Here is a 23,046-nt window from a genome sequence, read left to right on the forward strand (position 1 = left end):
GTGACCGATAAGCGGCCTGCGCGAAGAGCCGACAGCACCGATGAGTCTCCGGATGACGCGGCGTCTGTCGCGGCCGCGGAGATCGCGGCGCGCACCGGCGTCGCATCCCACCCCGTCGCGGTGGTTCTCGGATCGGGCTGGGCTCCGGCGGCAGCCGAACTGGGCACCCCCGCCACGAGCATCCCGATGGCCGACCTACCCGGATTCAGCCCACCGAGTGCGGCCGGACACGGCGGTTCGGTGCTGTCGATCCCCATCGGCGACAGCGGCCAGCAGATGCTGGTGCTGCTGGGCAGGATTCACGCCTACGAGGGTCACGACCTGCGTCATGTCGTCCACCCCGTGCGTACCGCCTGCGCAGCGGGCGCTCGGACCATCGTGCTCACCAACGCTGCCGGTGGATTACGCGAGGACTACACGGTGGGGCAGCCGGTGCTGATCAGCGACCATCTCAACCTGACGGCCCGCTCGCCGTTGGTGGGTGCGCAGTTCGTCGACCTTGTCGACGCGTATGCGCCGCGATTACGGGCGCTGGCACGGGAGATCGACGACAGCCTCGCCGAGGGGGTGTACGCGGGTCTGCCCGGCCCGCACTACGAGACCCCCGCGGAGATCCGCATGCTGCGCACGCTGGGTGCGGACCTGGTGGGCATGTCGACCGTGCACGAGACCATCGCGGCCCGTGCGGCCGGGGCCGAGGTGCTGGGTGTGTCCCTGGTGACCAACCTCGCGGCCGGAATGACCGGAGAGTCCCTCAACCATGAGGAGGTGCTGGCCGCCGGGCGCGCGTCGGCCACTCGCATGGGCCAACTTCTCAGCTCGGTGATTGGCCGGTTATGACGGAGTCCCCGTCGGCAGCGCACGCGATCCAAGAGTGGATCGACCATGACCCCGACCCCGAGACCGCCGCCGAGCTGCGCGCCTGCTCCGATGACGAGCTGGCGCAACGATTCTCCGAGCCACTGGTGTTCGGCACGGCGGGCCTGCGCGGCACCATCCGCGGGGGCCCCAACGGCATGAACCTGGCCGTGGTGCTGCGTACCACCTGTGCGCTGGCCAAGGTTCTCAAGGATCGGTGCCTTGGCGGCTCCACCGTGGTGGTGGGGCGTGACGCCCGGCACGGATCGGAGAAGTTCGCACAGGGCGCGGCGGAAGTTCTTGCGGCCGAGGGGTTCAAGGTAATGCTCCTGCCCCGCCCGCTGCCCACACCGGTGCTCGCGTTCGCGGTACGCCACGTGGATGCGGCAGCGGGCATCCAGATCACCGCATCCCACAACCCACCCACCGACAACGGCTACAAGGTGTACTGGTCGGGGGGTGCACAGATCATCTCCCCTACCGACCGCGATATCGAATCGACAACAGCAGCAGCACCTTTCGCCGATCAGATTCCGCGCACCCCCGTCACCCCCACCGACGGCACCTTGGTGGATGCCTATATCCAGCGTGCCGCCACGGTGCGCCGGGGCTCCGGCGGTGTCCGCATCGCGCTCACCGCGCTGCACGGAGTCGGCGGGGATACCGCCGTGGCCACGCTGAATGCCGCGGGGATCACCGACATCCACGTGGTGGACGAGCAGTTCCAGCCGGATCCGGACTTCCCCACGGTCGCGTTTCCGAATCCCGAGGAACCCGCGGCCTCCGCCGCGGTGCTGAACCGGGCCGCCGAAGTCGACGCCGACCTAGCCATCGCGCTGGATCCCGACGCCGACAGGTGCGCCATCGGCATTCCCACCACGACCGGTTGGCGCATGCTCTCCGGGGATGAAACCGGTTGGCTACTTGGTGATTACATCCTCTCCACGCAACCACACTCATCCACTCCGCCGGTGGTGGCCAGCACGGTGGTCTCCTCCCGCATGCTCGCGCGCATCGCGGCATCTCTCGGCGCTCGACATGTGGAAACCCTCACCGGATTCAAATGGCTGGTCCGGGCAGCAGATTTCGACCTTGTCTACGCGTATGAGGAAGCGATCGGGCACTGCGTGGATCCGGCCGCCGTGCGGGACAAGGACGGTATCTCCGCCGCGGTGCTCGCATGCGACCTCGTGACACACCTGCGCGAGCTCGGATCGAGTGTGGAGGAAAAGCTCGAGAACCTGGCGATCAGGCACGGTATCCATGTCACCTCGCAGGTCTCGCTGCGCATGGACTCTCTCTCCGACATCACCGCCATGATGGCGCGTCTACGGGGTAACCTCCCCACCGCACTGTCCGGGTTCCCGATCACCGTCGAGGACCTCCTGGAGCGACGGGGCCAGCAGCGCACCGACGCGGTGATTCTTTCCGGCGAGATCGGGGGCTCGTCCATCCGGCTGGTGATCCGCCCCTCGGGAACCGAACCAAAGGTCAAGTGCTACATCGAGGTCCGCGAGCCCGTCATCACCGATGCGACCGTCGCACGGATCTGGGCGGGCGTGGTGGTCTCCGAGCTGGAGGCGTACGCCCGCAACATCTAGCTCGGCTCGATCTATCTGGGACCGTACTGACGATCGCCGGCATCGCCCAGGCCCGGCACGATGTATGCCGCATCGTTGAGACCCTCGTCTACAGCGGCCGTGAACAATCGCGCGGACGTCGACGGGCCGTAGCGTGCGACACCCTCCCGGACCGCCTCAACCCCCTGCGGTGCAGCGACCACACACAACATCGTCATGTCGGTGGCGCCGCGGGAATGCAACAGGTCGAGCGTATGGACCATCGACCCACCAGTTGCCAGCATCGGGTCCAGGACGAACACCGGTTGCGTCGACAAGTCGGCCGGCAGAGATTCCAGATACGGGGTGGGTTGCCAGGTCTCCTCGTCGCGGGCCATGCCGACGAACCCGACCCGCGCCTCGGGGATGAGGGCATGGGCCTGATCCACCATGCCCAATCCCGCCCGCAGAACCGGGACCAGCAACGGCGGATTCGCCAAACGGAACCCCGTCGTCACCGCCACCGGTGTGCGCACCGCGGAGGACTCCACCGGTGCCGAGCGGGTCGCCTCATAGACGAGCATCAGGGTCAGATCCCGCAGCGCGGCACGGAAAGCCGCGTTATCGGTGCCGGCATCGCGAAGGGTGGTCAGCCGGGCCGCGGCAAGTGGGTGCTCAACAACGTGCACATGCATGCCCCAGACCCTAGAACAGCCAGCGTCGATCACGTCGGTCCCGGACACCACGGGAATGTGATGGGCATCACGCGCAAAGCAGCGACAGCTTTCGCATCGATATCGTTCCTGGCAAAGCCAGCTAGCGATGCTGAGCAGGTAATATGACGGGGTGGCCACGTTGCCGAAAAATCTTTCAAAAAGTTTCGACAAAGATGGAACCGAATCGCGACTACCCCCGTCGTATCCAAGTACAAGGCAGAACCTGCCCGAAAACAGGCGGTAGCCGAACCACCGAGAAGATGGAGGGGACATGGCAGACGAATTAGCAGCCGACACGGACCTGCTGCGCGGCGTGGGCGGGGTTCAGCTGGGGATGGGCGGAACGCTCGCAGCGGTGGGCACCGCAGTCAGCATCTTTCCGGTGGCCGCGCTGGCGCCGATCTTCGGTCCGATTGGCGCGCACTACCTGGGCGCATTCGCCCTGACCTCCGCCAAGCAAGGGCTGGACGTCGGTCAGCTCGCGATGGGCGTCACCGAGTCCGGTGTCAGCACCAACCTGGCAAGCAAGGGCTACGACGACGATGACGACAACGTCGGCAAGAACATCAGCGCCACCGTCGACGGAATCGGGGCGTAACCATGGTTGAGACGCGGCCAATCCCGTCCGAGCTCCTCGCGGAGGCCACAAACACCAACTACCCGAGCTTTGAGAACAACCCCTTCTCGGCCAACCTGATCAGCAACGCCATGGACATGGCAGGGACCGTCGGTAACGGCCAGTTCAAGGAGGGCCAGGACCCCAGCAAGATGCTGGAGGGCGGCATGCAGGTCATGCAACAGGTCATGCAGCAAGGGATGCAGGCGGGAAGCCAGCTCATCGGCTCCTTCGCCGGTGCGGCGGCTCAGGCTCTGGGGCAGTTCGCCGGCATGGCCGGCCAGGCGTTGAGCAGCATGGCCACCCGCAGCGGCGCCATGGGCACCAATGTCGGACAGGCATCCGAGTCAACCGGCCGGGCAAGCGCTCTGATCACGGAGGCCCTGCAACAGTTCCAACACATCTCCGAGGTGCTGACACCGCTGATCGCCCTTTTTCCTCCCGCGGCCGCTGAGCTCGCCCAAGCGGCAGCCGAATGCACCACCAAGGTCTCGGCGTACACCGCGACGCTGGAGGGTGAGTTGGGCGGACAGGCCGGTGAACTCGCAGGGATGGCGGGCGCCGACATGGGAAACCCCTCGACGCCCGCATCCGGGAGTGTCCAGCCCGCCATGTCGGCCATGCAGGGCGGCATCCAGGCCGGGACTCAGGCGATGTCCGGCGTCGCGAGCGGCGTCACCCAGACCATGAGCTCGATGGGTCAGGGCCTCGGCCAGATCCCGCAGGCTCTTACCGGCTTGCTCGGCGGTGGCGGAGCCAGTGGTGCCAGTAGTGCGCTGGGTGGCGCCAACATGAGCGGTATTGCCGCCGGCGCATTGGCCAACCCGTTCGGTGCCGGTGGCGGCCACGCCTCCTCCACCGCTGGTGGAACCAGTAGCGGATTGGGCGGCGCCAACGCCAATGCGGCCAAGATGCTCCTCGACCCGCGCAGCATGGGCAAGGGTGCGCAGCTGTTCCTGCCCGACGGCAGCACCAGCCAGGCTCCGAATGCCGCCGCGGCAGAGGCCGTGCGCAAGGCGCTCAGCCAGGTGGGTGTGCCCTATGAGTGGGGTGGCACCAAGCCCGGGGTCGGCCTGGACTGCAGCGGTCTGACTCAGTGGGCCTACGGAGAGTCCGGCATCGACATCCCCCGACTCGCGCAGGAGCAGGGTGTCGGCATCCGGATCGATCAGGGATCTGTCATGCCAGGCGACCTGGCAGTGTGGGATGGCCACGTCGCCATGGTGATCGGCAACGGCATGATGGTCGAGGCCGGTGACCCGGTGCAGATCTCCCCGATCCGCACCACCAACGCCGGGCAGGGATTCCATGGATTCTACCGACCCACTTCCTAGCTCAGGAGTGCCGCGGCCCGAGCCGCGCGCGAGCATCGATATGACTAATCGTGCTCGCACGCTGCGGGTCAAGGTGTCCGAATTCGGCTTGCCGCTTGAGGTTCAGGTCGAACCCGACCTGCTCAGTCGCGGCGCTTCGGCACTGGCACGAGAGATCTTGAACCTGTGCGAACTGGGTGCCGCGCGCTGCGGAGCGGCTCGCCGCGAAGAGCTCGCCGAGACCGGCGTCCCGGATTACATCCTCGACAAGCTCGGTCTGGCGACACCTGCGCAGGTCGCCGACCTGGAATTGCGCCAATCCGCCGATCAGATGGAACGGAGATCCCGATGACCGAGCCAGATCTCGCCTTCTTCAAGGCGCTCGAACAGCAGTACCAGGAGACCATGACGAAGGCTCGCGCCGGCGGCCACATCCTGAACAGTGCAGTCGAAGAGCTCAAAGACCTTCGCGGATGGGCACGTTCGGCGCAGGGCCATGTGGAGGCGGAAGCCAACGGCAACGGCGCGCTGACCAACCTGAGACTCGACGACTCGGTCACCAAACTGTCTCCCAACCTCGTCGGGCAGATCGTGGTGGCCACCGCCGCCGCGGCCGCGGGCCAGGCCTTCGATCACCGTGAGCGGGTGTTCGCTCAGCTGATGGTCGATCTGAAGGACCCGCAGCCGTAGCCGGCTTCGGGCTACAGCCCCGCGCGATCTCGGTGTGAATCGGTCAGAAAGACCGTGTTTTTGGCGTCTCGCCAGTCTTGGCTGAGTCCGTCACCTCGATAGGCGTACGGTCGCAGCCCTGCTGGCTGCAACAGGGACACCACTTCGTCCGAGGGCGTCTCGATGATCATCACCGGCTGCGAAGCGGTGATGGTGGCGAGTCCACCACGAATCACCGCGGCCTCCATCCCCTGCACGTCGATCTTGATCACCTGAGGATCCAGGCCGAAATCATCCAGTCGGCGAACCTGTACGGGATGCCGTTCGATCGTCAGTTTTGATTCGTCGAATCCGGCCATGGTGTCGGGGTTGAGCCAACCGCGCGCCTCACCCTCGTCGAGCGAGGCCAGACCGTCGTAGACGAAGTTGCGGTATCGCGGAACGAACAGATCGAAGGTGCCGTCCCCATCGGAGAGTCCGCAGGCATGTACGCGCACGGCGCTGCTCTCATATCGGCGCCTAAGCCGCTGAGCAAGAACGGCATTGGGCTCGAAACTCACTATCGTCTCCGGCGCGGCCGTGCGCTGCAGCGCACAAATGCTCTGACCCCAGTTGCCGCCGATGTCGACCGCCTCGGAGATGGGTCCCAGACGGCCCAGGAGGTGGAATTCGGGATCGATACGCCACCCGAACCATCGAGTGCCCATGTTGTACGCGCCGAACTTAAGTGGCCGCAGAAACGGTAGATAGGTTTGCGCCATTCTCAACGCCGGCATGCTCACGTGGGCAGACTAGTCGACCGATACCCCGCCACCAGCTCGATCGCCGGGCACCCGGTTCAGCACCGTGACGTGGCACGCGGATCTCCAGGGTCGCCGTCACACCTACCGACCCCTCGTATCTGCATCGGTAGGTGCTCGCGGCGACCAAGACGATGAGCTTGTTTGCGGCTGAGCGGCCGCGAACATGGCGCATCCACGCTGCGGGCACGGCCCGAAGGAACAGGGTCCGTACTTAGCCCGCCGATCGCGGGAGCCAGCAGAAAATATCGCGTCTGACCTGCCCCGCGCAACCTTTTAGGAATTCTCGCCGCGCTGCCCCACCTGGGGCGCTGACCGATTGCCGCAGTTGCTCCGCTGATAACATCCGCATGTGGCACGCGAGTGGCTTCTCTTGGAAACACTCGGCGACGAACCAACTGTCATCGCCTCCGGCAACCAGCCGCGGAACATGGTTCCTCTCAGCGCTTTTCTACGGCGTAATCGAAATCTTGGGCTGATTCGCCGGGTCATCGCCGCGGCAACCAAAGCAAATAAGGCCGCCAGCATCGGCCCACCCGACTCCGATTCGGTCATCGACATCCGACCGATCGCCATGCCCGACGGTCGGGTGCACGGAGTGTGGCTGTGGACGGGATCGACGCCTCCTGCCACCGCTCCCCCTGCCGAAGGCGGAGCGGTAGTCCTCAACGCCGATACCGGCGCCCTGCACATGAGCGACGGTGCGGCCCTTGCCATGGGAATGGCTGCCACCGAGCCGCACGCCGAGATCAGCATGCCTGAGCTCTACCGCTACCTGGCACCCAATCCCGGCGAGACGGACGTCCTGGGGCTCATTGTGACCGCGACGGAAGACATGACCTACTGCGCCACCTGGCCCGGGGTGGACAGCGACGGCAATCCCACCCTGTGCCACTTCGCAAGCCGACTGGTCGTGGAACCCAACACCGAGGGGGTCCCCGAGCGGCTGGGGCGCGCGATCAACCTGCGAGTCGGTCGGCCGGCGCCACCGGTTCCGCTGCTCGAACAACAGGTCCTCGAGGCCGCCGCCGAACCCGGCGCGTATCGCGCGCTGGTGATGATCGCTTCACGGAAACTGATCAAGTGGATTGATCCTCCTGCACCGGAATGGCATTGGGAGTTCGACCCGCTGGGCCGCCCCAAGATTCACCCGGACGACGAAGCGAATCTGAACTTCATGATCGACAATGCCGTATTCGGTGCGACCGAGGCGGTAATCCGGTTCCGCTGCCACGATGACAGCTGGGAATCGCTGCACTGCTCGACCAATGTGGTCAAGTTGAGCGAAGACGCCACCGTCGCGCTCATCACGCACCGGCGCAGGCCCGCGAAGCCTCTCTAGCCGCCCATCTGAAGACAGCTACGGCGCCCGCCAGTTCGCCCGAAATTGCTAACATCCGGGCATGTCGCGCGATTGGATGCTGCTAGAGACCCTGAGTGAGGAACCCACGGTCATAGCCATCGGATTGCAGGCCCGAAACATGACGCCGCTCGAGGCGGTGCTGGGCCGCAACCGGCATCGCCCGTTGATCGAGGCGACGATCACCGAATGCCAGCGCACAGGCGAACCGGCGGTGGTTGTCACCCCGGCTGGAGACCGCGTCGTGCGCGTGCATCCGATATCCATGGGGCAGGGAGATATCCACGGCGTCCAGGTGTGGTTCGGCCCGGCAGACCTCGAGCCGCCGCGTCGACCCATCGCGGGGGCTTGCCTGGGCGATTTGGACACATCGGTCACGACGCTCACCGCGGAGTACTTCGATGTGATGGGTTTCGACCCGAGCAACAGATCCGAGAAACAGGCCATCGCCGAAGGCCTGGCACCGGTGTTACCGAGCCCTCACAACGCCGAATTGATGGCGAATGCCGTGAACCCCGAACTCGAGACGACCTTTTGCGGCACATGTCTAGCCGCCGACTACCAAGGAAACGTCCTCCAAGTCCACTACGCCGGACGGGCATCCAAGGAAATCAATGCGGCGGGCGCCGTGGAGCGCATCAACAGAATCGTCTGCACACGGGTGGAGAACCGCCCTGCCGAACCTCGGGTGGGGCTGGCACAGCAGATCCTGCACGCGGTCGCGACCCCCGGCGCGCATCGGCTGCTGATCAATGTCGACACCTTCGCCGTCCTCAAGTGGATCGACGAGCCGTTCCCCGACCTGGCATGGCGCTATGACCCCGATCGACCCGAGAGCATCCATCCCGAGGACGCGGCCGCGGCGCGAAACATGCGGGAGGAGCTTCGGGCCGGATCGACGACCGGGGTGCTCCGCATGCGAGCCGTCTCCGGTGGATGGCTGCGACTGAACGCCTCTGCCACGAAGTTCGCATTACGTGACAACGCTTTTGCGGCCCTGGTCACCCTGACGGCTGCGCCATCGACCCATGCCGAATCGTAGATCGCCGGGATGCGGGCGGCCGTCGCCGCCGCGTGTGTGCCGGTTCTCGCGGTGGGCCTTTCGCTCAACCCAGCCGTTCTGGCTAGGCTTGCCGCATGGCTGCTGACATCGTTCCCATCGAACTCGGGCTCACAGAAGGTGACGTGGTCACCCTGTGGGCCCCGCGGTGGCGCGACGCCGGGGACGAGTGGGAGGCGTTTCTCGGCAAGGACGACGATCTGTACGTGTTCGAGTCGGTGGCCGATCTGGTGGCCTTCGTGCGAACCGACAACGACAACGATCTGGTCGATCACCCGGCGTGGTCGACCCTCGGGGCTCTGTCGGCCGACGAGCTTGAGCCCGATGACGACAATCGCTTCGACCTGATCGGCGTACCGGAGCTGGTTGCCGACAAGCCGAGCGAGGACGCCGTCGACACGCTGCGCGCCACGCTCGCGATCGTGGCCTCCATCGGCGCGGTCTGCGAATTGGCACCCATCAACAAGCTCATCAACGGCAACCCGGTGCTGGCCACACTGTCGGGTGGAGCCGAAAGCTTTACGGGCAAGGACGGATTGAAGCGGTGGAACCAGATCGGTGCCATCGTCGGCAAGTCCTGGGACTCAGTGGTCGACGCCATCGACGAGATCGCCGCGACGCCGGATGTGGATGAGGAGCTCTCCGCCGCCGCGGATGCCGAGCTGCTTGCGGCCGCGGAGAATGCCGTCGACAACGAGGACGACCTCGAGGATGACGACGAACTGGATCTGCTCGACGAAGAATCCGACTCGGAGACCGACGGCTCCGAAAACGGCGAAGACGACGCGGATGACGCCGAGGACGAGTCTGCCGACGAAGACGAAGATGATGACGAGGACGCCGCGGACGACGATCCGGTTCTCGGTGGTGACGAGGATTTCTGGCTGGCAGTCGGTATCGACCCGATCCAGATGATCACCAACTCGGGAACGTTCTACACGCTGCGCTGCTACCTCGACGACGAACCGATCTTCTTGGGACGCAACGGAAGAATCAGCGTGTTCGGTTCCGAGCGGGCATTGGCCCGGTATCTCGCCGACGAGCACGACCACGATCTGGCCGACCTGAGCACCTACGACGACATCCGCACCGCCGCCACCGATGGCTCGCTGCGGATCGACATCACCGACGACAACATCTACGTGTTCACCGGGCTCGCCGATGACCTCGAAGACGGTATCGACGAGGTGGACCGGGACCAGCTCGAGCTGGCGGTGGAGCTGCTCACCGATGTCGCCGAGTACTCCGAGGACGACAGCGTCGACGCGGAGCTGGACAGCGATACCCCCCTGGGCAAGCTGGTCGGGCACCTGCTCGAACCGGATAAGCACGACGAGCCCACGGGCTCATTCGCGGACGCTGCCGAGAGCTGGCGGACGCTGGAGCGTGCGATGGAAGCGCGACTGCGCCGCGAATGATGCGTGCTAGCCGATCTACCGTGACGGCTAGATGATCACCGCGGCTGCTAACCGATCAGGACCGCGTATCCGGGTTTGATCACGTCATCGATGATGGCCAACCGTTCGTCGAACGGGATGAAGGCTGACTTCATCGCGTTGATGGTGAATCGCTGAAGGTCACTCCAGCCGTATCCGAACGTCTCGACGAGTCGCAGCATCTCGCGGCTCATCGAGGTATCGCTCATCAGCCGGTTGTCGGTGTTCACGGTCACCCGGAACCTCAGCCGCGCCAGCAGGTCGAAGGGGTGGTCGGCGATGCTGTCGACCGCTCCCGTCTGCACATTCGAGCTCGGGCACAGCTCCAGAGGCACCCGCTTGTCGCGCAGCAGCGAGGACAGCCGGCCGAGGTGGGCGGTGCCGTCGGGGTCGATATCGATATCGTCGACGATCCGCACTCCATGACCCAGCCGATCGGCACCGCAGAAGGCGATCGCCTCGTGGATCGACGGCAACCCGAATCCCTCACCGGCATGGATGGTGAACCGGGCGTTGGCATTCCGCATGTACTCGAAGGCGTCCAGGTGGCGACTCGGCGGATAGCCGGCCTCGGCCCCGGCGATGTCGAAACCCACGGCACCCCGGTCGCGGAACTTCACGGCCAGCTCGGCGATTTCCCGAGACCGCGCGGCGTGCCGCATCGCGGTGACCAGGGTGCGTACCTTGATGCGCTTACCGTCCGCGCTCGCCTTCCGCTCACCGTCGGCGAACCCGGCCAACACGGCATCCATCACGTCATCGAGGGTCAGACCCGCGTCGATATGAAGTTCCGGCGCGAAACGCACCTCCGCGTACACCACGCCATCGGCCGCGAGGTCCTCGACGCACTCGGCGGCGACGCGATGCAGCGCCGCCGCCGTCTGCATCACACCCACGGTGTGCGCGAAGGTTTCCAGGTACTGCTCCAGGGAGCCGCTGTCGGCGGCGGTACGGAACCACGAGGCCAGGGCACCCTCGTCCTCGGCCGGCAGGTTCTCGTACCCAGATTCCCGCGCCAGATCCAGGACGGTGGCGGGCCGCAGCCCCCCGTCCAGATGGTCATGCAGAAGCGCCTTGGGAGCCTGGGTGATTGACACCAAATCGAGTTCGGCCGTCACACCGAAAGTCTATCGATGATGAGCGCGGCAACGGGGGGCGCCGCACCGATACCCCAGCCACCATCCAGCGCGCCGAGTGCGGCCGGCAGACGTTCGGGGGTGTCGGTGTACAGCGTGAACAGCGGTTCGCCTGCGACAACCGATTCGCCCGGACGGCGGTGAATACGCACCCCGGCGCCGTACTGCACGGTCTCGCCCGGACGGCTACGCCCCGCTCCGAGCCGCCACGCGGCGACCCCGACCGGCATCGCATCGATGTGGTGGATGACACCGCTGGACGGAGCGAGCACGGTCTCCTGACACTGCCCGACCGGCAGTGGCACCGAGAGATCGCCGCCTTGTGCGCGGATCATCGCCCGGAACACGTCCATCGCAGTCCCGTCGATCAACGTCGCGGCCGGGTCTTTGCCGTCGATACCGGCCGCGGAAAGCATTTCGCGGGCCAGAGCCACGGTGAGTGCCACAACGTCATCGGGTCCTCCCCCGGCCAGCACGTCGAGTGATTCCTGCACCTCGACGGCGTTTCCGGCGGTGAGTCCCAGCGGCGTGTCCATCGCGGTCAGCAGAGCGCTGGTCGCGACCCCGTGTGCGGTCCCCAGATCAACCATCGCCGAAGCCAATTCACGCGCCTGCTGCTCGGACTTCATGAAGGCACCGGCACCCACCTTGACATCCAGGACCAGCGCAGCGGTTCCCTCGGCCAGCTTCTTACTCATGATCGACCCGGCGATGAGCGGTATCGATTCCACGGTGCCGGTGATATCGCGCAGCGCGTACAGCTTTCGATCAGCGGGCGCCAATGATGCCCCTGCGGCGCAAATCACCGCTCCGACATCGGAAAGCTGGTGACGTATCTCCTCGTTGGTGAGGTCGACACGGATTCCCGCGATGGACTCAAGCTTGTCCAGGGTGCCGCCGGTATGCCCGAGACCGCGCCCCGACAGCTGGGGCACCGCCGCACCGCAGGCTGCCACCACCGCCACCAGCGGCAGGCTGATCTTGTCTCCCACTCCCCCGGTGGAGTGCTTATCGACGGTCGGCCGGGACAAGCCCGACAGATCGAGCCGCTCACCCGAGGCCAAGATCGCCGCGGTCCATGCCGTCGTCTCGGCGGTGTCCATACCCCGCAGATAGATCGCCATCAGCAGTGCCGCGACCTGTTCTTCGCCGATGCCGCCGCGGGTGTACTCGCCGATCAGCCAGTCGATGGCTCCCGAGCTCAGTTTCCCGCCGTCGCGCTTGGCAGCGATGATCGACGGCATATCGAACGCGTACTCGCCCGGCTCAGAAGTGCTCATCAGATCCGGCCCCGGTCCAGGTCATCGGGGCCGAAGGCCTCCGGGAGTAGCTCCGCGAGTCGTCGCGGCGCATCTGCGTGATCAATCAACAGGTCGGGGCCGCCGTGTTCGAGAAGTAGCTGACGACACCGGCCACAGGGCATCAGCGGCTCACCGCGCGAATCGACACAAGACAGTGCCCGGAGCCGTCCTCCCCCGGTGGAGAACAGGGCGCACACCACAGAACACTCCGCACAGAGACCCAGGCCATATGAGACATTCTCCACATTGCAGCCGACGATCACCCGACCATCGTCGACGAGCGCGGCGGCCCCCACCGGGTATTTCGAATACGGCGCATACGAATGCTTCGTTACGGCATATGCCTTGTCCCGCAACTCTTTCCAATCGATCAACATGATCGGGAAACCTCCCTGTCGGCCCTATGAAAGTCGCGTCGGCTCATCATTTGCTCGTGCAAGGTTTACCTAACTTACTTTGGAGTACGGTGCTTTTCGGCGCTTTTCTATGCTCACGCGATTTCGGCGCCACCTCGGAATGGGTTTAGAGTTCGGGAGACGGTTCGCCGACCACCGTTGGGCCATCGGTTGCGCGTCATGGACGCCCCCATTGACCGCGCCATTTGGCCCCAGTCCACCATTGGTGTTGGAGGCCCACGTGACGACTGCGACGCCCGATACGGCCACATCTGGCCGCGAAGGTAATCGCCTCAAGCGATCGCTATACCGTGGTGATCCAGGAATGTGGTCCTGGGTCCTGCATCGCATTACCGGTGCCACGATTTTCTTCTTCCTCTTCGTCCACGTCTTGGATACTGCCCTCGTACGGGTGAGCCCCGAGGTGTACAACTCGGTGATCGAGACCTACAAGACCCCGATCGTCGGTCTGATGGAACTCGGCCTGGTAGCGGCGGTCCTGTACCACGCGCTCAATGGTGTCCGAGTCATCCTCGTCGATTTCTGGTCAAAGGGCCCGCGTTATCAGCGGCTCATGCTGTGGATCATCGGCGCCACCTGGTTTGTGGTGATGGTTCCCGCGGTAACCCGGATTCTCATGCACATGGCGGAGCGATTCCTGTGACAACACCTCAGACCGGCCCCAATGCGAGCACTCGCGCCAGCGGTCGCCTCGCTCCCGTAATGGAGCGCAACTACGACCGCCCTGCCGCGCTGGACAATCCCCGCGCGCCCCGGCGCGGGTCGGGCATGCCCAACTTCGAGAAGTACGCGTGGATCTTCATGCGTCTGTCGGGCGTCGTCCTGATCTTCCTGGCACTCGGCCACCTGTTCATCATGCTGATGTGGGACAACGGCGTGTACCGCCTGGACTTCAACTTCGTGGCGCAGCGCTGGGCAAGCCCGTTCTGGCAGACCTGGGACCTGACGATGCTGTGGCTCGCGCAGCTGCACGGCGGTAATGGCATGCGCACGATCATCGCCGATTACACCCGCAAGGACTCGACCCGGTTCTGGCTCAATTGCCTGCTGGCGCTGTCGATCATCTTCACGGTTGTGCTCGGCACGTACGTCCTGCTGACCTTCAACCCGAACATCGGTTAGGGGCTTTTCACTATGGGTTCCCCCATCATTCAGGAACATCGGTACGACGTCGTCATCGTCGGCGCGGGCGGCGCGGGTATGCGCGCCGCCGTGGAGGCCGGACCTCGCGTTCGTACGGCGGTATTGACCAAGCTGTACCCGACACGTAGTCACACCGGCGCCGCCCAGGGCGGCATGTGCGCCGCGCTGGCCAACGTCGAGGAAGACAACTGGGAGTGGCACACCTTCGACACCGTCAAGGGCGGCGACTATCTCGCCGACCAGGACGCCGTGGAGATCATGTGCAAGGAGGCCATCGACGCCGTCCTCGACCTCGAGAAGATGGGCATGCCGTTCAACCGGACGCCCCAGGGCCGAATCGACCAGCGCCGCTTCGGTGGTCACACTCGCGACCACGGTAAGGCGCCGGTGCGCCGCGCCTGCTACGCCGCGGACCGCACCGGCCACATGATCCTGCAGACGCTGTACCAAAACTGCGTCAAACATGATGTCGAGTTCTTCAACGAGTTCTACGCGCTGGATGTCGTGCTCACCGAGACGCCCAACGGCCCGGTGGCCACCGGTATCGTCGCCTACGAGCTCGCGACCGGCGACATCCATGTGTTCCACGCCAAGGCAATCGTTTTCGCCACCGGTGGTTCGGGCCGCATGTACAAGACCACTTCCAACGCGCACACCCTTACTGGCGACGGCCTGGGCATCGTGTTCCGCAAGGGACTGCCGCTGGAGGACATGGAGTTCCACCAGTTCCACCCGACAGGCCTTGCCGGTCTGGGCATCCTGATCTCCGAGGCCGTGCGCGGTGAGGGCGGTCGTCTGCTCAACGCCGACGGTGAACGATTCATGGAGCGCTACGCCCCCACCATCGTCGACCTGGCACCCCGCGACATCGTGGCGCGGTCAATGGTTCTCGAGGTGCTCGAGGGCCGCGGCGCCGGACCGAACAAGGACTACGTCTACATCGACGTGCGTCACCTCGGCGCCGACGTGCTGGAAGCGAAGCTGCCGGACATCACCGAATTCGCCCGCACGTACCTGGGCGTCGACCCGGTCACCGAACTGGTTCCGGTGTACCCGACCTGTCACTACGTCATGGGCGGCATCCCGACCAACATCAAGGGACAGGTGTTGCGCGACAACGACAACGTTGTCCCCGGTCTGTATGCGGCCGGCGAGTGCGCCTGCGTGTCGGTGCACGGCGCCAACCGGTTGGGCACCAACTCGCTGTTGGACATCAACGTGTTCGGTCGTCGGGCGGGTATCGCCGCGGCCGAGTACGCCGAAGCCCACGACTTCGTCGAACTGCCGGAGAACCCGGCCACGATGGTCACCGACTGGGTAGCGGACGTGCTCTCCGAGCACGGCGACGAGCGGGTGGCCGACATCCGCACCGAGCTGCAGCAGTCGATGGACAACAACGCCGCGGTGTTCCGCACTGAAGAGACACTCAAGCAGGCGTTGCAGGACGTTCACCGCCTCAAGGAGCGGTACAGCCGAATCACGGTGCACGACAAGGGCAAGCGCTACAACAGCGATCTGCTCGAGGCCATCGAGCTGGGCTTCCTGCTCGAACTCGCCGAGGTGACCGTGGTCGGTGCGCTCAACCGCAAGGAATCCCGCGGCGGACACGCCCGCGAGGACTACCCGAACCGCGACGACACCAACTACATGCGACACACCATGGCGTACAAGCAGGGTGCCGAGCTGCTGTCCGATATCCGGCTGGACTACAAGCCCGTTGTCCAGACCCGGTACGAGCCGATGGAACGGAAGTACTGAGATGACTGCGGTTATCGAGAAAGCCGAAGCAGGCGACCCGCCGCTGCCGCCGGTCCCCGAGGGCGCGGTCATGGTGGAACTCAAGATTCAGCGCTTCAACCCCGAGGATCCGGACGCCGCCGGTTGGCAGAGCTTCCGCGTGCCGTGCCTGCCGACGGACCGGCTGCTGAATCTGCTGCTGTACGTAAAGGGCTACCTGGACGGCACGCTGACCTTCCGTCGCTCCTGCGCACACGGCGTGTGCGGTTCGGATGCCATGCGGATCAACGGCGTGAATCGGCTGGCCTGCAAAGTCCTGATGCGCGATCTGTTGCCCAAGAAGCCCAAGAAGATGCTCACCATCACCATCGAGCCCATCCGTGGTCTCCCCGTGGAGAAGGACCTCGTGGTCAACATGGAGCCCTTCTTCGACGCGTTCCGCGCCGTGAAGCCGTACATGATCACCAGCGGCAACCAGCCGACACGCGAGTACATCCAGAGCCAGACCGACCGCGCACGCTTCGATGACACCACCAAGTGCATCCTGTGCGCCTGCTGCACCACCAGCTGCCCGGTGTTCTGGAGCGACGGAAGCTACTTCGGCCCCGCGGCGATCGTTAACGCGCACCGGTTCATCTTCGACAGCCGCGACGAGGCTGCCGCCGAACGCCTGGACATCCTCAATGACGTCGACGGAGTGTGGCGCTGCCGCACCACGTTCAACTGCACGGACGCCTGCCCGCGCGGTATCGAGGTCACCAAGGCGATCCAGGAGGTCAAGCGCGCGCTGATGTTCGCGCGCTAGCCGGTTTGATCTCTTTGCACGGCCCCTGTCACACATCTGCGGGCTGTCTCGTCATACGGATATGACTGAGACACCACGCACAACAACACGTATCGAGCCCATTGCCCCGCACCAGGCCTCACTGCTCACCCGCATCATGTACCGGGTCGCCAAACGGCGATACGGCCAAGTGCCTGAGCCGTTTACGATCATCGCCCACCACCGCAAGCTGATGGTCGCGGCCGCGATGCATGAGCAGATGCTAGGCAGCGCCTCGCAGGTGCTACCGGTGAGCGTCCGCGAACTCGCGGTGTTCTGGACCGCCCGTACGGTGGGCTGCTCCTGGTGTGTCGACTTTGGCTCCATGCTGCAGCGGCTCGACGGCTTGGATGTCGAGCGCCTCAAGGCCGTCGAGGGATATGCGACATCTCCGCTATTCACCGACGACGAGCGTGCCGCAATTGCGTACGCCGATGCGATGACCGGCAATCCACACGACATCACCGACGAACAGGTCCAGGACTTGCGGCGGCGGTTCGGTGACGCGGGAGTGATCGAGCTGACCTATCAGATCGGCGTCGAGAACATGCGCGCCCGCACCTACGCGGCGCTCGGAATCACCGAGCAGGGCTTCAATTCCGGTGATGCCTGCCGGGTTCCGTGGGCGACTTCCCAGGACTCCCTGGACGCCTAGCCGCTACGCAGCGGTGTGCCGGTGAATTTGTCGGGATTGCTGACGTCCCAGACTGCCAGCACCTTGCCGTCCCGCACCGTGTAGCCACTGACACGGGGCAGCACCGGCCTGAAGTCCGGGTCGGTGTCTGTCTCGGTCAGATACATGCCGAACTGCCCATTCACCAACGCCGGATTGATGGCCTGCATCATCTGCGGGCCGTAACGGTCCAGCAGGCCGAGCAGGAAACGGGCCACCTTGTCGGGGCCATGGATGACCCGGATGGCTGTCGGCGCCTTGCCGTTGGAATCCCCCGTCATCGTCACGTCCGGATGCAGCAGTCGGACAACGGCTTCCAGGCTGCCCGACATGAGGGCTTCGAGCAGCTTGCCGACCACCTCGTTGTGCTCGGCATCGGGCGCTGATTCCGGGGCTGCCGTCACCGCCCGGCGCGCACGCGTGGCGAGTTGCCGCGCCGCCGCGTCGCTGATGCCGAGAATCTCGGCAATCTGCTTGAACGGCACCGTGAATCCGTCGTGCAAGACAAACGCCACACGCTGATCCGGCGCCAGGCGGTCCAGCACCACCATGGCCGCAAAACGAGCATCCTCGCTGGCCACCAGCGCGGCCAGCGGATCATTGCCGTCCAGACCGGTGACCACCGGCTCCGGAAGCCACTCCCCCACATAGGTTTCCCTGCGATAGGCGGCGGATCGCAGCCGGTCCAACCCCAGCCGGGAGACCACGGTGGTCAGCCACGCCGGCAAGTCCTCGATCTCGGCGGTCGCGGAGTACAGGCGCAGCCAGGCGTCCTGGACGATGTCCTCGGCGTCGGCAACACTGCCGGTGAGCCGATAGGCCACCGCCTGCAGCCGGGGGCGCAGCGCCTCGAATTCGTCGGTGCGATCACGAACCGGAACTGCCATCATTTCAGGGTAGGCCTGCAATAGGGTGAGCCCATGGCCAAGCCGTCGATCGCTCCCGTCCGCTGGCAGCCGCCCGGGGTACGGGCGCTATCCCTGAACCCGCAGCCCCTGCCCTCGCTCACGGTGGTGCCGGTCCCCGGTCACGGTCCCGAGGACGTCGTGGCCGACGCAGCGGGCAACATCTGGGCCGGTGTGGTGGATGGAAAGATTCTCCGCATCTCGCCCGACGGTGCCGAGATCACGCATGTCGCAACCACCGAGCACCCACCCTTGGGCCTGCATATCGCGCGCGATGGGCGCGTGCTGATCTGCAGCCGTGACAAGCTGCTGGCGCTCGACCCGGCCTCTGCGGATATCGAGCCACTTGTCACCAAGGTTGATGGACCGCCGCTGATCTTCTGCTCGAATGTCACCGAAGCATCCGATGGGACAATCTATTTCAGCGAGTCGACGGCGCGATTCCCGTTCGAGGAGTACCGGGCGGCGGCCATCGAAGGGCGCGGCACCGGCCGGGTGTTTCGCCGCGATACCGACGGAACCGTCACCACGATCGCCGACGGCCTGTACTTCACCAATGGCGTCACCCTGACCGCCGACGAATCCCGGTTGGTGTACGCCGAGACCATCGGGCGCCGCCTGAGCACGATCACGCTGTCGGGCACCGGGCAGGGAGAGACATCACGGCTCGCCGAGGAACTGCCGTGCATGCCCGACAACATCAGCACCGGATCCGACGGCCGGATCTGGGTGGCGATGGCGGGGCCGCGCAATGCCGCGCTGGAGGCACTGGTGCCGCGCGCACCGATACTGCGGAAACTCATCTGGCAACTACCCGAATCGATTCAACCCGCTGTCACCGCCGATGCCTGGGTTGTCGCGTTCCATCCGGACACCGGAGCAGCAATAGCGAATATCCGCGGCCGCAACCCGGGCCTGCAGACCACCACCGGTGTCGTCGAATCGGGCGGCCGGCTCTGGCTGGGTTGCATCGGGTCATCGGCCGTCGGCCACCTCAGCCTGGCCGATATCGCACCGTCGCCGTAGTCGGCCGGTAAGTCACATCCGACACAGGCGTAACATCCCCCAGTTCAGGGTGGTGTTCACTTACTGTGGCAAGGCGATGACCACCTGGATTTCTGCGCCCGATCGCCGCCCGTCGCTGCGGACCGCCGCGACGCGCCTCGCCGCGGCCACCGCCGCCGGGCTGATCGTCGCCACCTTCCCCTTAAGCACACCACTCGCCACCGCCGAGCCCGGATTCACGCCGCCGGATACCAGCGGGTGCCCCTACAAGGTCGTCACGCCTCCGGCCGTCGATACCTCCGAGGTACCCAAGGCCGGCGGAGATCCACCCGCGCCGCTTCCGGTGCCCGCCAAGCCCATCGGCGGCGAGATGCTCGGGAGCTGCGACGTGATCACTCCGGACGGTGCCGGGCCCATCCCCAACGATATTTCCGCGGAGTCCTGGCTTATCGCCGACCTGAACACCGGAAATGTGGTGGCCGCCAAGGACCCCCATGCCCGGCACAGACCCGCGAGTGTCATCAAGGTGCTGATCGCGATGGATGCCATCAACAACCTGAACCTCAACCAGGCGGTAGTGGGAACCCAGGACGACGCGAACAGCGAGGGCACCAGGGTCGGCGTCGACGTCGGCGGTACCTACACCGTCCGGCAACTGCTCACTGGCCTGCTCATGAACTCGGGCAACGACGCCGCACACGCTCTGGCCGTCCAGCTCGGCGGCATGAATGAGACCGTCGCCAAGCTCAACGACATGGCGCAGAAACTCGGCGCGCGAGATACCCGAGTGGCGACTCCCTCAGGTCTCGATGGTCCCGGCATGAGCACCTCGGCCTATGACCTGGGGCTGTTCTACAAGTACGCGTTCGCGGACCCCACCTTCGCCGATCTGGTGTCGGCGCCGAAGGCGATGTTCCCGGGCCACCCCGCCAAACCCGGTGAGCACGATGACCACCCGCCCTACGAGATGACGAACGACAATCGGTTGCTCTACAACTACCCCGGTGCGCTCGGCGGAAAGACCGGATACACCGATGATGCGCAACAGACCTTCGTCGGCGCCGCCGAACGCGACGGTCGGCGCTTGGTCGTCACCATGCTGCGCGGCACGCGTCTTCCGATCGCACCGTGGGAGCAGGCAGCTCATCTGCTCGACTACGGGTTCTCGACCCCACGCGACGCCTCGATCGGCAAGCTCGTCGACCCCGACCCATCGCTGCTGACCAAGCCGCATGCCGATAACGGGGCCACTCCCCAAGCGGCCGGCCTCAGCACCGACGCGGTGAACAGCGTCCCCGTCCGGGTGGGCGTGACCATCATCGGCGCGATGATTGTCTTCGGACTTATCCTCGCGGCGAGATCACTCAACCGCCGCCAGGCCTAGACCCTATTTACCGGCCTTGGTTGACGGCCTTGGTTTGACGGCCTTAGTCGCCGCCGCGGCCTAGCCACGAAATACCCAGCGCGCCAAGAGCTCCTGCCCCAAAGGCGGCGATAACCCCCAGCTTGGAGGGCCGCTCGACGGTCTCGACCCGCGTGGTGATGACCACTGGGTCGGGCGGCGGCACATACACAAATGACCGGTTCGCATCGGATGTGGCCGCCCACGCGGTGGCATACAACAGCAGGCGGGCCGTGATGTAGGCGAACACCATGATGCCGAGCACCGGACCAAACGTGGAGCCCGCCGGGCCATGCATGATCACGCTCAGGTAGATCGAGGCGACCTGTTTGAACAGCTCAAAACCGATCGCCGCGATGAGCCCGGCCCGCACCGCACTCGAAAACGGCAGCCGCTCCCTCGGCAGCCGCGCGATCATCCAGGTGAATAACGCCCACGACAACACCGTCGCTATCGCGATCGTGACGACTTTGAGCAGGACCGCCGGTATGGAGACGTCATGCAGCCCCACCCAGCCGAGTATTCGCAGGATGGTTTTCTCGTTACCGACGACCGTGACCGCAATGGTCAGGGCCAGCGCCACGAAGGTTGAGCCCAAGGCCACCAAGTCCGACAGCTTGCCCCTCACGAATCCGTCGGAGTCGTTGGGCTGCTCCCACATCGCGCTGAGCGCCGCACGCACATTGGCCATCCACCCCAGCCCGGCCCACGCCGCGGTCGCAAGACCCGCGATACCCAAGCTGGTACGCGAGGCAATGGCCGTATCCATCAGATTGATTAGCTGATTGCCCACGTCGCCGGAGATCGCCCCGCTGATCCGGCCACGTAGCTCCGCAATCGTGTCCGGGCGCCTGGACAACACGAAGCCCATGACCGCGAAGCCGACCATCATGAGAGGGAACAGCGCAAAAACCGTGAAATATGTGATTCCCGCGGCGTAGAAGTTGCCGTTTACCTTCTGGTAGCGCTCCTGCATGCGCATGATGTGATCGAACCAGGGAAACCGTGCACGATAGCGGTCGAGAATCCCGGGCTTGTCGTCTTCGGCCACCACTCACCGCCTCTGTTATTCGCTACCTCGCGGGCCGGACAAACCCTATCCGGTCATAGACCTCGGTGAGCGTCTTCTCCGCCAGCTCTCGGGCGCGCGCCGCGCCTGCCGCCAGGATGTCGTCTAGCGCCGCGGTATCGGTGAGCAGCTCATTCGTCCGGTCACGCACCGGCGTGACGAACTCGACGAGCGCCTCGGCGGTGTCCTTTTTCAGATCGCCATAGCCGCGCCCGGCATAGCCGTCGACGAGCGTGTCGATATCGGCACCGGTGAGTGCGGACTGGATGCTCAGCAGGTTCGAGACACCCGGCTTGGCCTCCCTGTCGAAACGAATCTCCCGGTCGCTGTCGGTCTGCGCCGACTTGATCTTCTTGGCCGAGACCGCCGGATCGTCGAGCAGGTTGATCAACCCGGCGGGGGTCGAGGCCGACTTGCTCATCTTCACCGTCGGGTCCTGCAGGTCGTAGATCCGCGCCGCGTTCTTCGGCACGAATGTCTCCGGCAGCACAAAGGTCTCGCCGTAGCGGCCGTTGAACCGCTGCGCCACATCCCGAGTCAGTTCAAGGTGCTGACGCTGATCGTCGCCCACCGGCACCACATTCGTCTGGTACAGCAGGATGTCGGCGGCCATCAGCACGGGATAGGTGAACAGGCCGACGGTGGTGGCGTCGTTGCCCTGCTTGGCGGACTTGTCCTTGAACTGCGTCATCCGCGACGCCTCACCGTAGCCCGTCAAACATCCCAGGACCCAAGCCAATTCGGTGTGCGCCGGGACATGGCTTTGCACGAAGATGGCGCTTTCCGCAGGGGCGACGCCAAGCGCCACATACTGGGCGACCACCGCGCGGGTACGTCGGCGCAGTTCGTCGGGATCCTGCGCCACCGTGATGGCGTGCAGGTCAACGACGCAGAAGAGTGCTTCGTATTCATGCTGCAACCGCACCCACTGCTGCACCGCACCCAACACATTTCCGAGGTGCAGGGAATCGGCGGTGGGTTGGATACCGGAGAACAGGCGTCCCCGGAGGGCGGCATCAGCAGTCATAGTGCATCCATCCTGGCATGAC

24 protein-coding genes are annotated in these 23,046 nt (G+C 65.1%); 16 read left to right on the top strand and 8 right to left on the bottom strand.

The genetic code is table 11. From position 1 onward, the window contains the following. Together B4394_RS04550 and B4394_RS04555 are read left to right on the top strand one after the other, a co-directional pair. Positions 1–840 carry a purine-nucleoside phosphorylase gene (locus B4394_RS04550; protein ID WP_078314344.1) on the top strand — a complete coding sequence of 280 codons (840 nt, stop codon included), beginning with the start codon at positions 1–3 and terminating at the stop codon, positions 838–840. After that, positions 837–2,459 carry a phospho-sugar mutase gene (locus B4394_RS04555; RefSeq protein WP_078308661.1) on the top strand — a complete coding sequence of 541 codons (1,623 nt, stop codon included), beginning with the start codon at positions 837–839 and terminating at the stop codon, positions 2,457–2,459. Before B4394_RS04550 ends, B4394_RS04555 begins: the two co-directional genes overlap by 4 nt. A gap of 11 nt (positions 2,460–2,470) precedes the next feature. On the opposite strand, the gene upp is transcribed toward B4394_RS04555, so the two are convergent. Beyond that, positions 2,471–3,112: a uracil phosphoribosyltransferase gene (gene upp / locus B4394_RS04560; protein ID WP_078314346.1), complete on the bottom strand. Its 642-nt coding sequence runs from the start codon at positions 3,110–3,112 to the stop codon at positions 2,471–2,473. 292 nt (positions 3,113–3,404) lie between these two features. On the opposite strand from upp, the gene B4394_RS04565 reads away from it, so the two are divergent. The 4 genes from B4394_RS04565 to B4394_RS04580 are packed head-to-tail and all read left to right on the top strand — an operon-like array spanning position 3,405 to position 5,752. Continuing rightward, positions 3,405–3,731, top strand: a complete 327-nt coding sequence (locus tag B4394_RS04565) for a hypothetical protein (RefSeq protein ID WP_078314348.1) — start codon at positions 3,405–3,407, stop codon at positions 3,729–3,731. A gap of 2 nt (positions 3,732–3,733) precedes the next feature. Then, on the top strand, positions 3,734–5,083 hold the full coding sequence (locus B4394_RS04570) for a C40 family peptidase (RefSeq protein ID WP_078308658.1): 1,350 nt from the start codon (positions 3,734–3,736) through the stop codon (positions 5,081–5,083). After that, positions 5,058–5,414, top strand: coding sequence for a hypothetical protein (locus B4394_RS04575; RefSeq protein ID WP_170914905.1), 357 nt, complete (start codon positions 5,058–5,060; stop codon positions 5,412–5,414). The genes B4394_RS04570 and B4394_RS04575 overlap by 26 nt, the downstream gene beginning before the upstream one ends. Then, entirely contained in the window at positions 5,411–5,752 is a 342-nt protein-coding gene (locus tag B4394_RS04580) for a YbaB/EbfC family nucleoid-associated protein (RefSeq protein WP_078308656.1), read from the top strand. Before B4394_RS04575 ends, B4394_RS04580 begins: the two co-directional genes overlap by 4 nt. A gap of 11 nt (positions 5,753–5,763) precedes the next feature. Here the strand turns inward: B4394_RS04580 and B4394_RS04585 are convergent, their stop codons facing one another. Next, the gene (locus tag B4394_RS04585) at positions 5,764–6,507 is read right to left on the bottom strand and encodes an FkbM family methyltransferase (protein WP_139359995.1); all 744 of its coding nucleotides are present in this window, start codon (positions 6,505–6,507) and stop codon (positions 5,764–5,766) included. A gap of 376 nt (positions 6,508–6,883) precedes the next feature. Here B4394_RS04585 and B4394_RS04590 point away from each other — a divergent pair, with 376 nt between their 5' ends. From B4394_RS04590 to B4394_RS04600, 3 genes are all read left to right on the top strand, one after another. Next, positions 6,884–7,873 (top strand): GAF domain-containing protein, encoded by a 990-nt coding sequence (locus tag B4394_RS04590; RefSeq protein WP_078308654.1) that lies wholly within the window; start codon positions 6,884–6,886, stop codon positions 7,871–7,873. A gap of 61 nt (positions 7,874–7,934) precedes the next feature. Beyond that, positions 7,935–8,933, top strand: coding sequence for a PAS domain-containing protein (locus tag B4394_RS04595; protein ID WP_078314352.1), 999 nt, complete (start codon positions 7,935–7,937; stop codon positions 8,931–8,933). A 95-nt stretch (positions 8,934–9,028) separates the two neighbouring features. Next, a complete protein-coding gene (locus B4394_RS04600; RefSeq protein ID WP_078308652.1) occupies positions 9,029–10,369 on the top strand; it encodes a SatS C-terminal domain-containing protein in 1,341 nt (446 codons plus the stop codon). A gap of 47 nt (positions 10,370–10,416) precedes the next feature. On the opposite strand, the gene B4394_RS04605 is transcribed toward B4394_RS04600, so the two are convergent. From B4394_RS04605 to B4394_RS04615, 3 genes are read right to left on the bottom strand one after another with little or no spacing between them, the layout of a single operon-like run. Then, positions 10,417–11,505, bottom strand: coding sequence for an adenosine deaminase (locus B4394_RS04605; RefSeq protein ID WP_078308651.1), 1,089 nt, complete (start codon positions 11,503–11,505; stop codon positions 10,417–10,419). Continuing rightward, positions 11,502–12,803 (bottom strand): thymidine phosphorylase, encoded by a 1,302-nt coding sequence (locus B4394_RS04610; protein ID WP_078314354.1) that lies wholly within the window; start codon positions 12,801–12,803, stop codon positions 11,502–11,504. Before B4394_RS04610 ends, B4394_RS04605 begins: the two co-directional genes overlap by 4 nt. Beyond that, entirely contained in the window at positions 12,803–13,201 is a 399-nt protein-coding gene (locus B4394_RS04615; protein WP_078314356.1) for a cytidine deaminase, read from the bottom strand. Before B4394_RS04615 ends, B4394_RS04610 begins: the two co-directional genes overlap by 1 nt. Positions 13,202–13,544: 343 nt before the next feature. On the opposite strand from B4394_RS04615, the gene sdhC reads away from it, so the two are divergent. From sdhC to B4394_RS04640, 5 genes are all read left to right on the top strand, one after another. After that, positions 13,545–13,883, top strand: a complete 339-nt coding sequence (gene sdhC / locus B4394_RS04620; protein WP_233146583.1) for a succinate dehydrogenase, cytochrome b556 subunit — start codon at positions 13,545–13,547, stop codon at positions 13,881–13,883. A 59-nt stretch (positions 13,884–13,942) separates the two neighbouring features. Then, positions 13,943–14,362, top strand: a complete 420-nt coding sequence (locus B4394_RS04625; protein ID WP_167668237.1) for a succinate dehydrogenase hydrophobic membrane anchor subunit — start codon at positions 13,943–13,945, stop codon at positions 14,360–14,362. Positions 14,363–14,386: 24 nt separating this feature from the next. Beyond that, a complete protein-coding gene (gene sdhA / locus B4394_RS04630) occupies positions 14,387–16,141 on the top strand; it encodes a succinate dehydrogenase flavoprotein subunit (RefSeq protein WP_078314600.1) in 1,755 nt (584 codons plus the stop codon). Between the two features lies 1 nt (position 16,142). Continuing rightward, the gene (locus B4394_RS04635; protein WP_078297605.1) at positions 16,143–16,925 is read left to right on the top strand and encodes a succinate dehydrogenase iron-sulfur subunit; all 783 of its coding nucleotides are present in this window, start codon (positions 16,143–16,145) and stop codon (positions 16,923–16,925) included. A gap of 61 nt (positions 16,926–16,986) precedes the next feature. Beyond that, on the top strand, positions 16,987–17,598 hold the full coding sequence (locus B4394_RS04640; RefSeq protein ID WP_078314358.1) for a carboxymuconolactone decarboxylase family protein: 612 nt from the start codon (positions 16,987–16,989) through the stop codon (positions 17,596–17,598). Here B4394_RS04640 and B4394_RS04645 read toward each other — a convergent pair. After that, complete coding sequence (locus B4394_RS04645) at positions 17,595–18,503, bottom strand: sigma-70 family RNA polymerase sigma factor (protein WP_078314360.1); 909 nt, start codon at positions 18,501–18,503, stop codon at positions 17,595–17,597. The genes B4394_RS04640 and B4394_RS04645 overlap by 4 nt on opposite strands. A gap of 33 nt (positions 18,504–18,536) precedes the next feature. Here B4394_RS04645 and B4394_RS04650 point away from each other — a divergent pair, with 33 nt between their 5' ends. Continuing rightward, a complete protein-coding gene (locus tag B4394_RS04650; RefSeq protein ID WP_078308645.1) occupies positions 18,537–19,547 on the top strand; it encodes an SMP-30/gluconolactonase/LRE family protein in 1,011 nt (336 codons plus the stop codon). 76 nt (positions 19,548–19,623) lie between these two features. Then, positions 19,624–20,910 (top strand): D-alanyl-D-alanine carboxypeptidase family protein, encoded by a 1,287-nt coding sequence (locus B4394_RS04655; protein WP_078308644.1) that lies wholly within the window; start codon positions 19,624–19,626, stop codon positions 20,908–20,910. A gap of 43 nt (positions 20,911–20,953) precedes the next feature. Here the strand turns inward: B4394_RS04655 and yhjD are convergent, their stop codons facing one another. Both yhjD and trpS read right to left on the bottom strand, forming a co-directional pair. Further along, on the bottom strand, positions 20,954–21,982 hold the full coding sequence (gene yhjD / locus B4394_RS04660) for an inner membrane protein YhjD (protein WP_078314361.1): 1,029 nt from the start codon (positions 21,980–21,982) through the stop codon (positions 20,954–20,956). 19 nt (positions 21,983–22,001) lie between these two features. After that, the gene (gene trpS / locus B4394_RS04665; protein ID WP_078314363.1) at positions 22,002–23,024 is read right to left on the bottom strand and encodes a tryptophan--tRNA ligase; all 1,023 of its coding nucleotides are present in this window, start codon (positions 23,022–23,024) and stop codon (positions 22,002–22,004) included. Positions 23,025–23,046 lie beyond the last annotated feature (22 nt).

The organism is Mycobacterium sp. D16Q16 (assembly GCF_002013745.1).
In the GTDB taxonomy this organism is placed as follows: domain Bacteria; phylum Actinomycetota; class Actinomycetes; order Mycobacteriales; family Mycobacteriaceae; genus Mycobacterium.

What these genes read in the sequence shown, in the direction of transcription:
- B4394_RS04555 (WP_078308661.1), top strand. Translation starts at nt 837, where the DNA reads ATGACGGAGTCCCCGTCGGCAGCGCACGCGATCCAAGAGTGGATCGAC.
- upp (WP_078314346.1), bottom strand. Translation starts at nt 3,112, where the DNA reads ATGCATGTGCACGTTGTTGAGCACCCACTTGCCGCGGCCCGGCTGACC.
- B4394_RS04565 (WP_078314348.1), top strand. Translation starts at nt 3,405, where the DNA reads ATGGCAGACGAATTAGCAGCCGACACGGACCTGCTGCGCGGCGTGGGC.
- B4394_RS04570 (WP_078308658.1), top strand. Translation starts at nt 3,734, where the DNA reads ATGGTTGAGACGCGGCCAATCCCGTCCGAGCTCCTCGCGGAGGCCACA.
- B4394_RS04575 (WP_170914905.1), top strand. Translation starts at nt 5,058, where the DNA reads ATGGATTCTACCGACCCACTTCCTAGCTCAGGAGTGCCGCGGCCCGAG.
- B4394_RS04580 (WP_078308656.1), top strand. Translation starts at nt 5,411, where the DNA reads ATGACCGAGCCAGATCTCGCCTTCTTCAAGGCGCTCGAACAGCAGTAC.
- B4394_RS04585 (WP_139359995.1), bottom strand. Translation starts at nt 6,507, where the DNA reads ATGCCGGCGTTGAGAATGGCGCAAACCTATCTACCGTTTCTGCGGCCA.
- B4394_RS04595 (WP_078314352.1), top strand. Translation starts at nt 7,935, where the DNA reads ATGTCGCGCGATTGGATGCTGCTAGAGACCCTGAGTGAGGAACCCACG.
- B4394_RS04600 (WP_078308652.1), top strand. Translation starts at nt 9,029, where the DNA reads ATGGCTGCTGACATCGTTCCCATCGAACTCGGGCTCACAGAAGGTGAC.
- B4394_RS04610 (WP_078314354.1), bottom strand. Translation starts at nt 12,803, where the DNA reads ATGAGCACTTCTGAGCCGGGCGAGTACGCGTTCGATATGCCGTCGATC.
- B4394_RS04615 (WP_078314356.1), bottom strand. Translation starts at nt 13,201, where the DNA reads ATGTTGATCGATTGGAAAGAGTTGCGGGACAAGGCATATGCCGTAACG.
- sdhC (WP_233146583.1), top strand. Translation starts at nt 13,545, where the DNA reads ATGTGGTCCTGGGTCCTGCATCGCATTACCGGTGCCACGATTTTCTTC.
- B4394_RS04625 (WP_167668237.1), top strand. Translation starts at nt 13,943, where the DNA reads ATGGAGCGCAACTACGACCGCCCTGCCGCGCTGGACAATCCCCGCGCG.
- B4394_RS04635 (WP_078297605.1), top strand. Translation starts at nt 16,143, where the DNA reads ATGACTGCGGTTATCGAGAAAGCCGAAGCAGGCGACCCGCCGCTGCCG.
- B4394_RS04640 (WP_078314358.1), top strand. Translation starts at nt 16,987, where the DNA reads ATGACTGAGACACCACGCACAACAACACGTATCGAGCCCATTGCCCCG.
- B4394_RS04645 (WP_078314360.1), bottom strand. Translation starts at nt 18,503, where the DNA reads ATGGCAGTTCCGGTTCGTGATCGCACCGACGAATTCGAGGCGCTGCGC.
- B4394_RS04650 (WP_078308645.1), top strand. Translation starts at nt 18,537, where the DNA reads ATGGCCAAGCCGTCGATCGCTCCCGTCCGCTGGCAGCCGCCCGGGGTA.
- B4394_RS04655 (WP_078308644.1), top strand. Translation starts at nt 19,624, where the DNA reads ATGACCACCTGGATTTCTGCGCCCGATCGCCGCCCGTCGCTGCGGACC.
- trpS (WP_078314363.1), bottom strand. Translation starts at nt 23,024, where the DNA reads ATGACTGCTGATGCCGCCCTCCGGGGACGCCTGTTCTCCGGTATCCAA.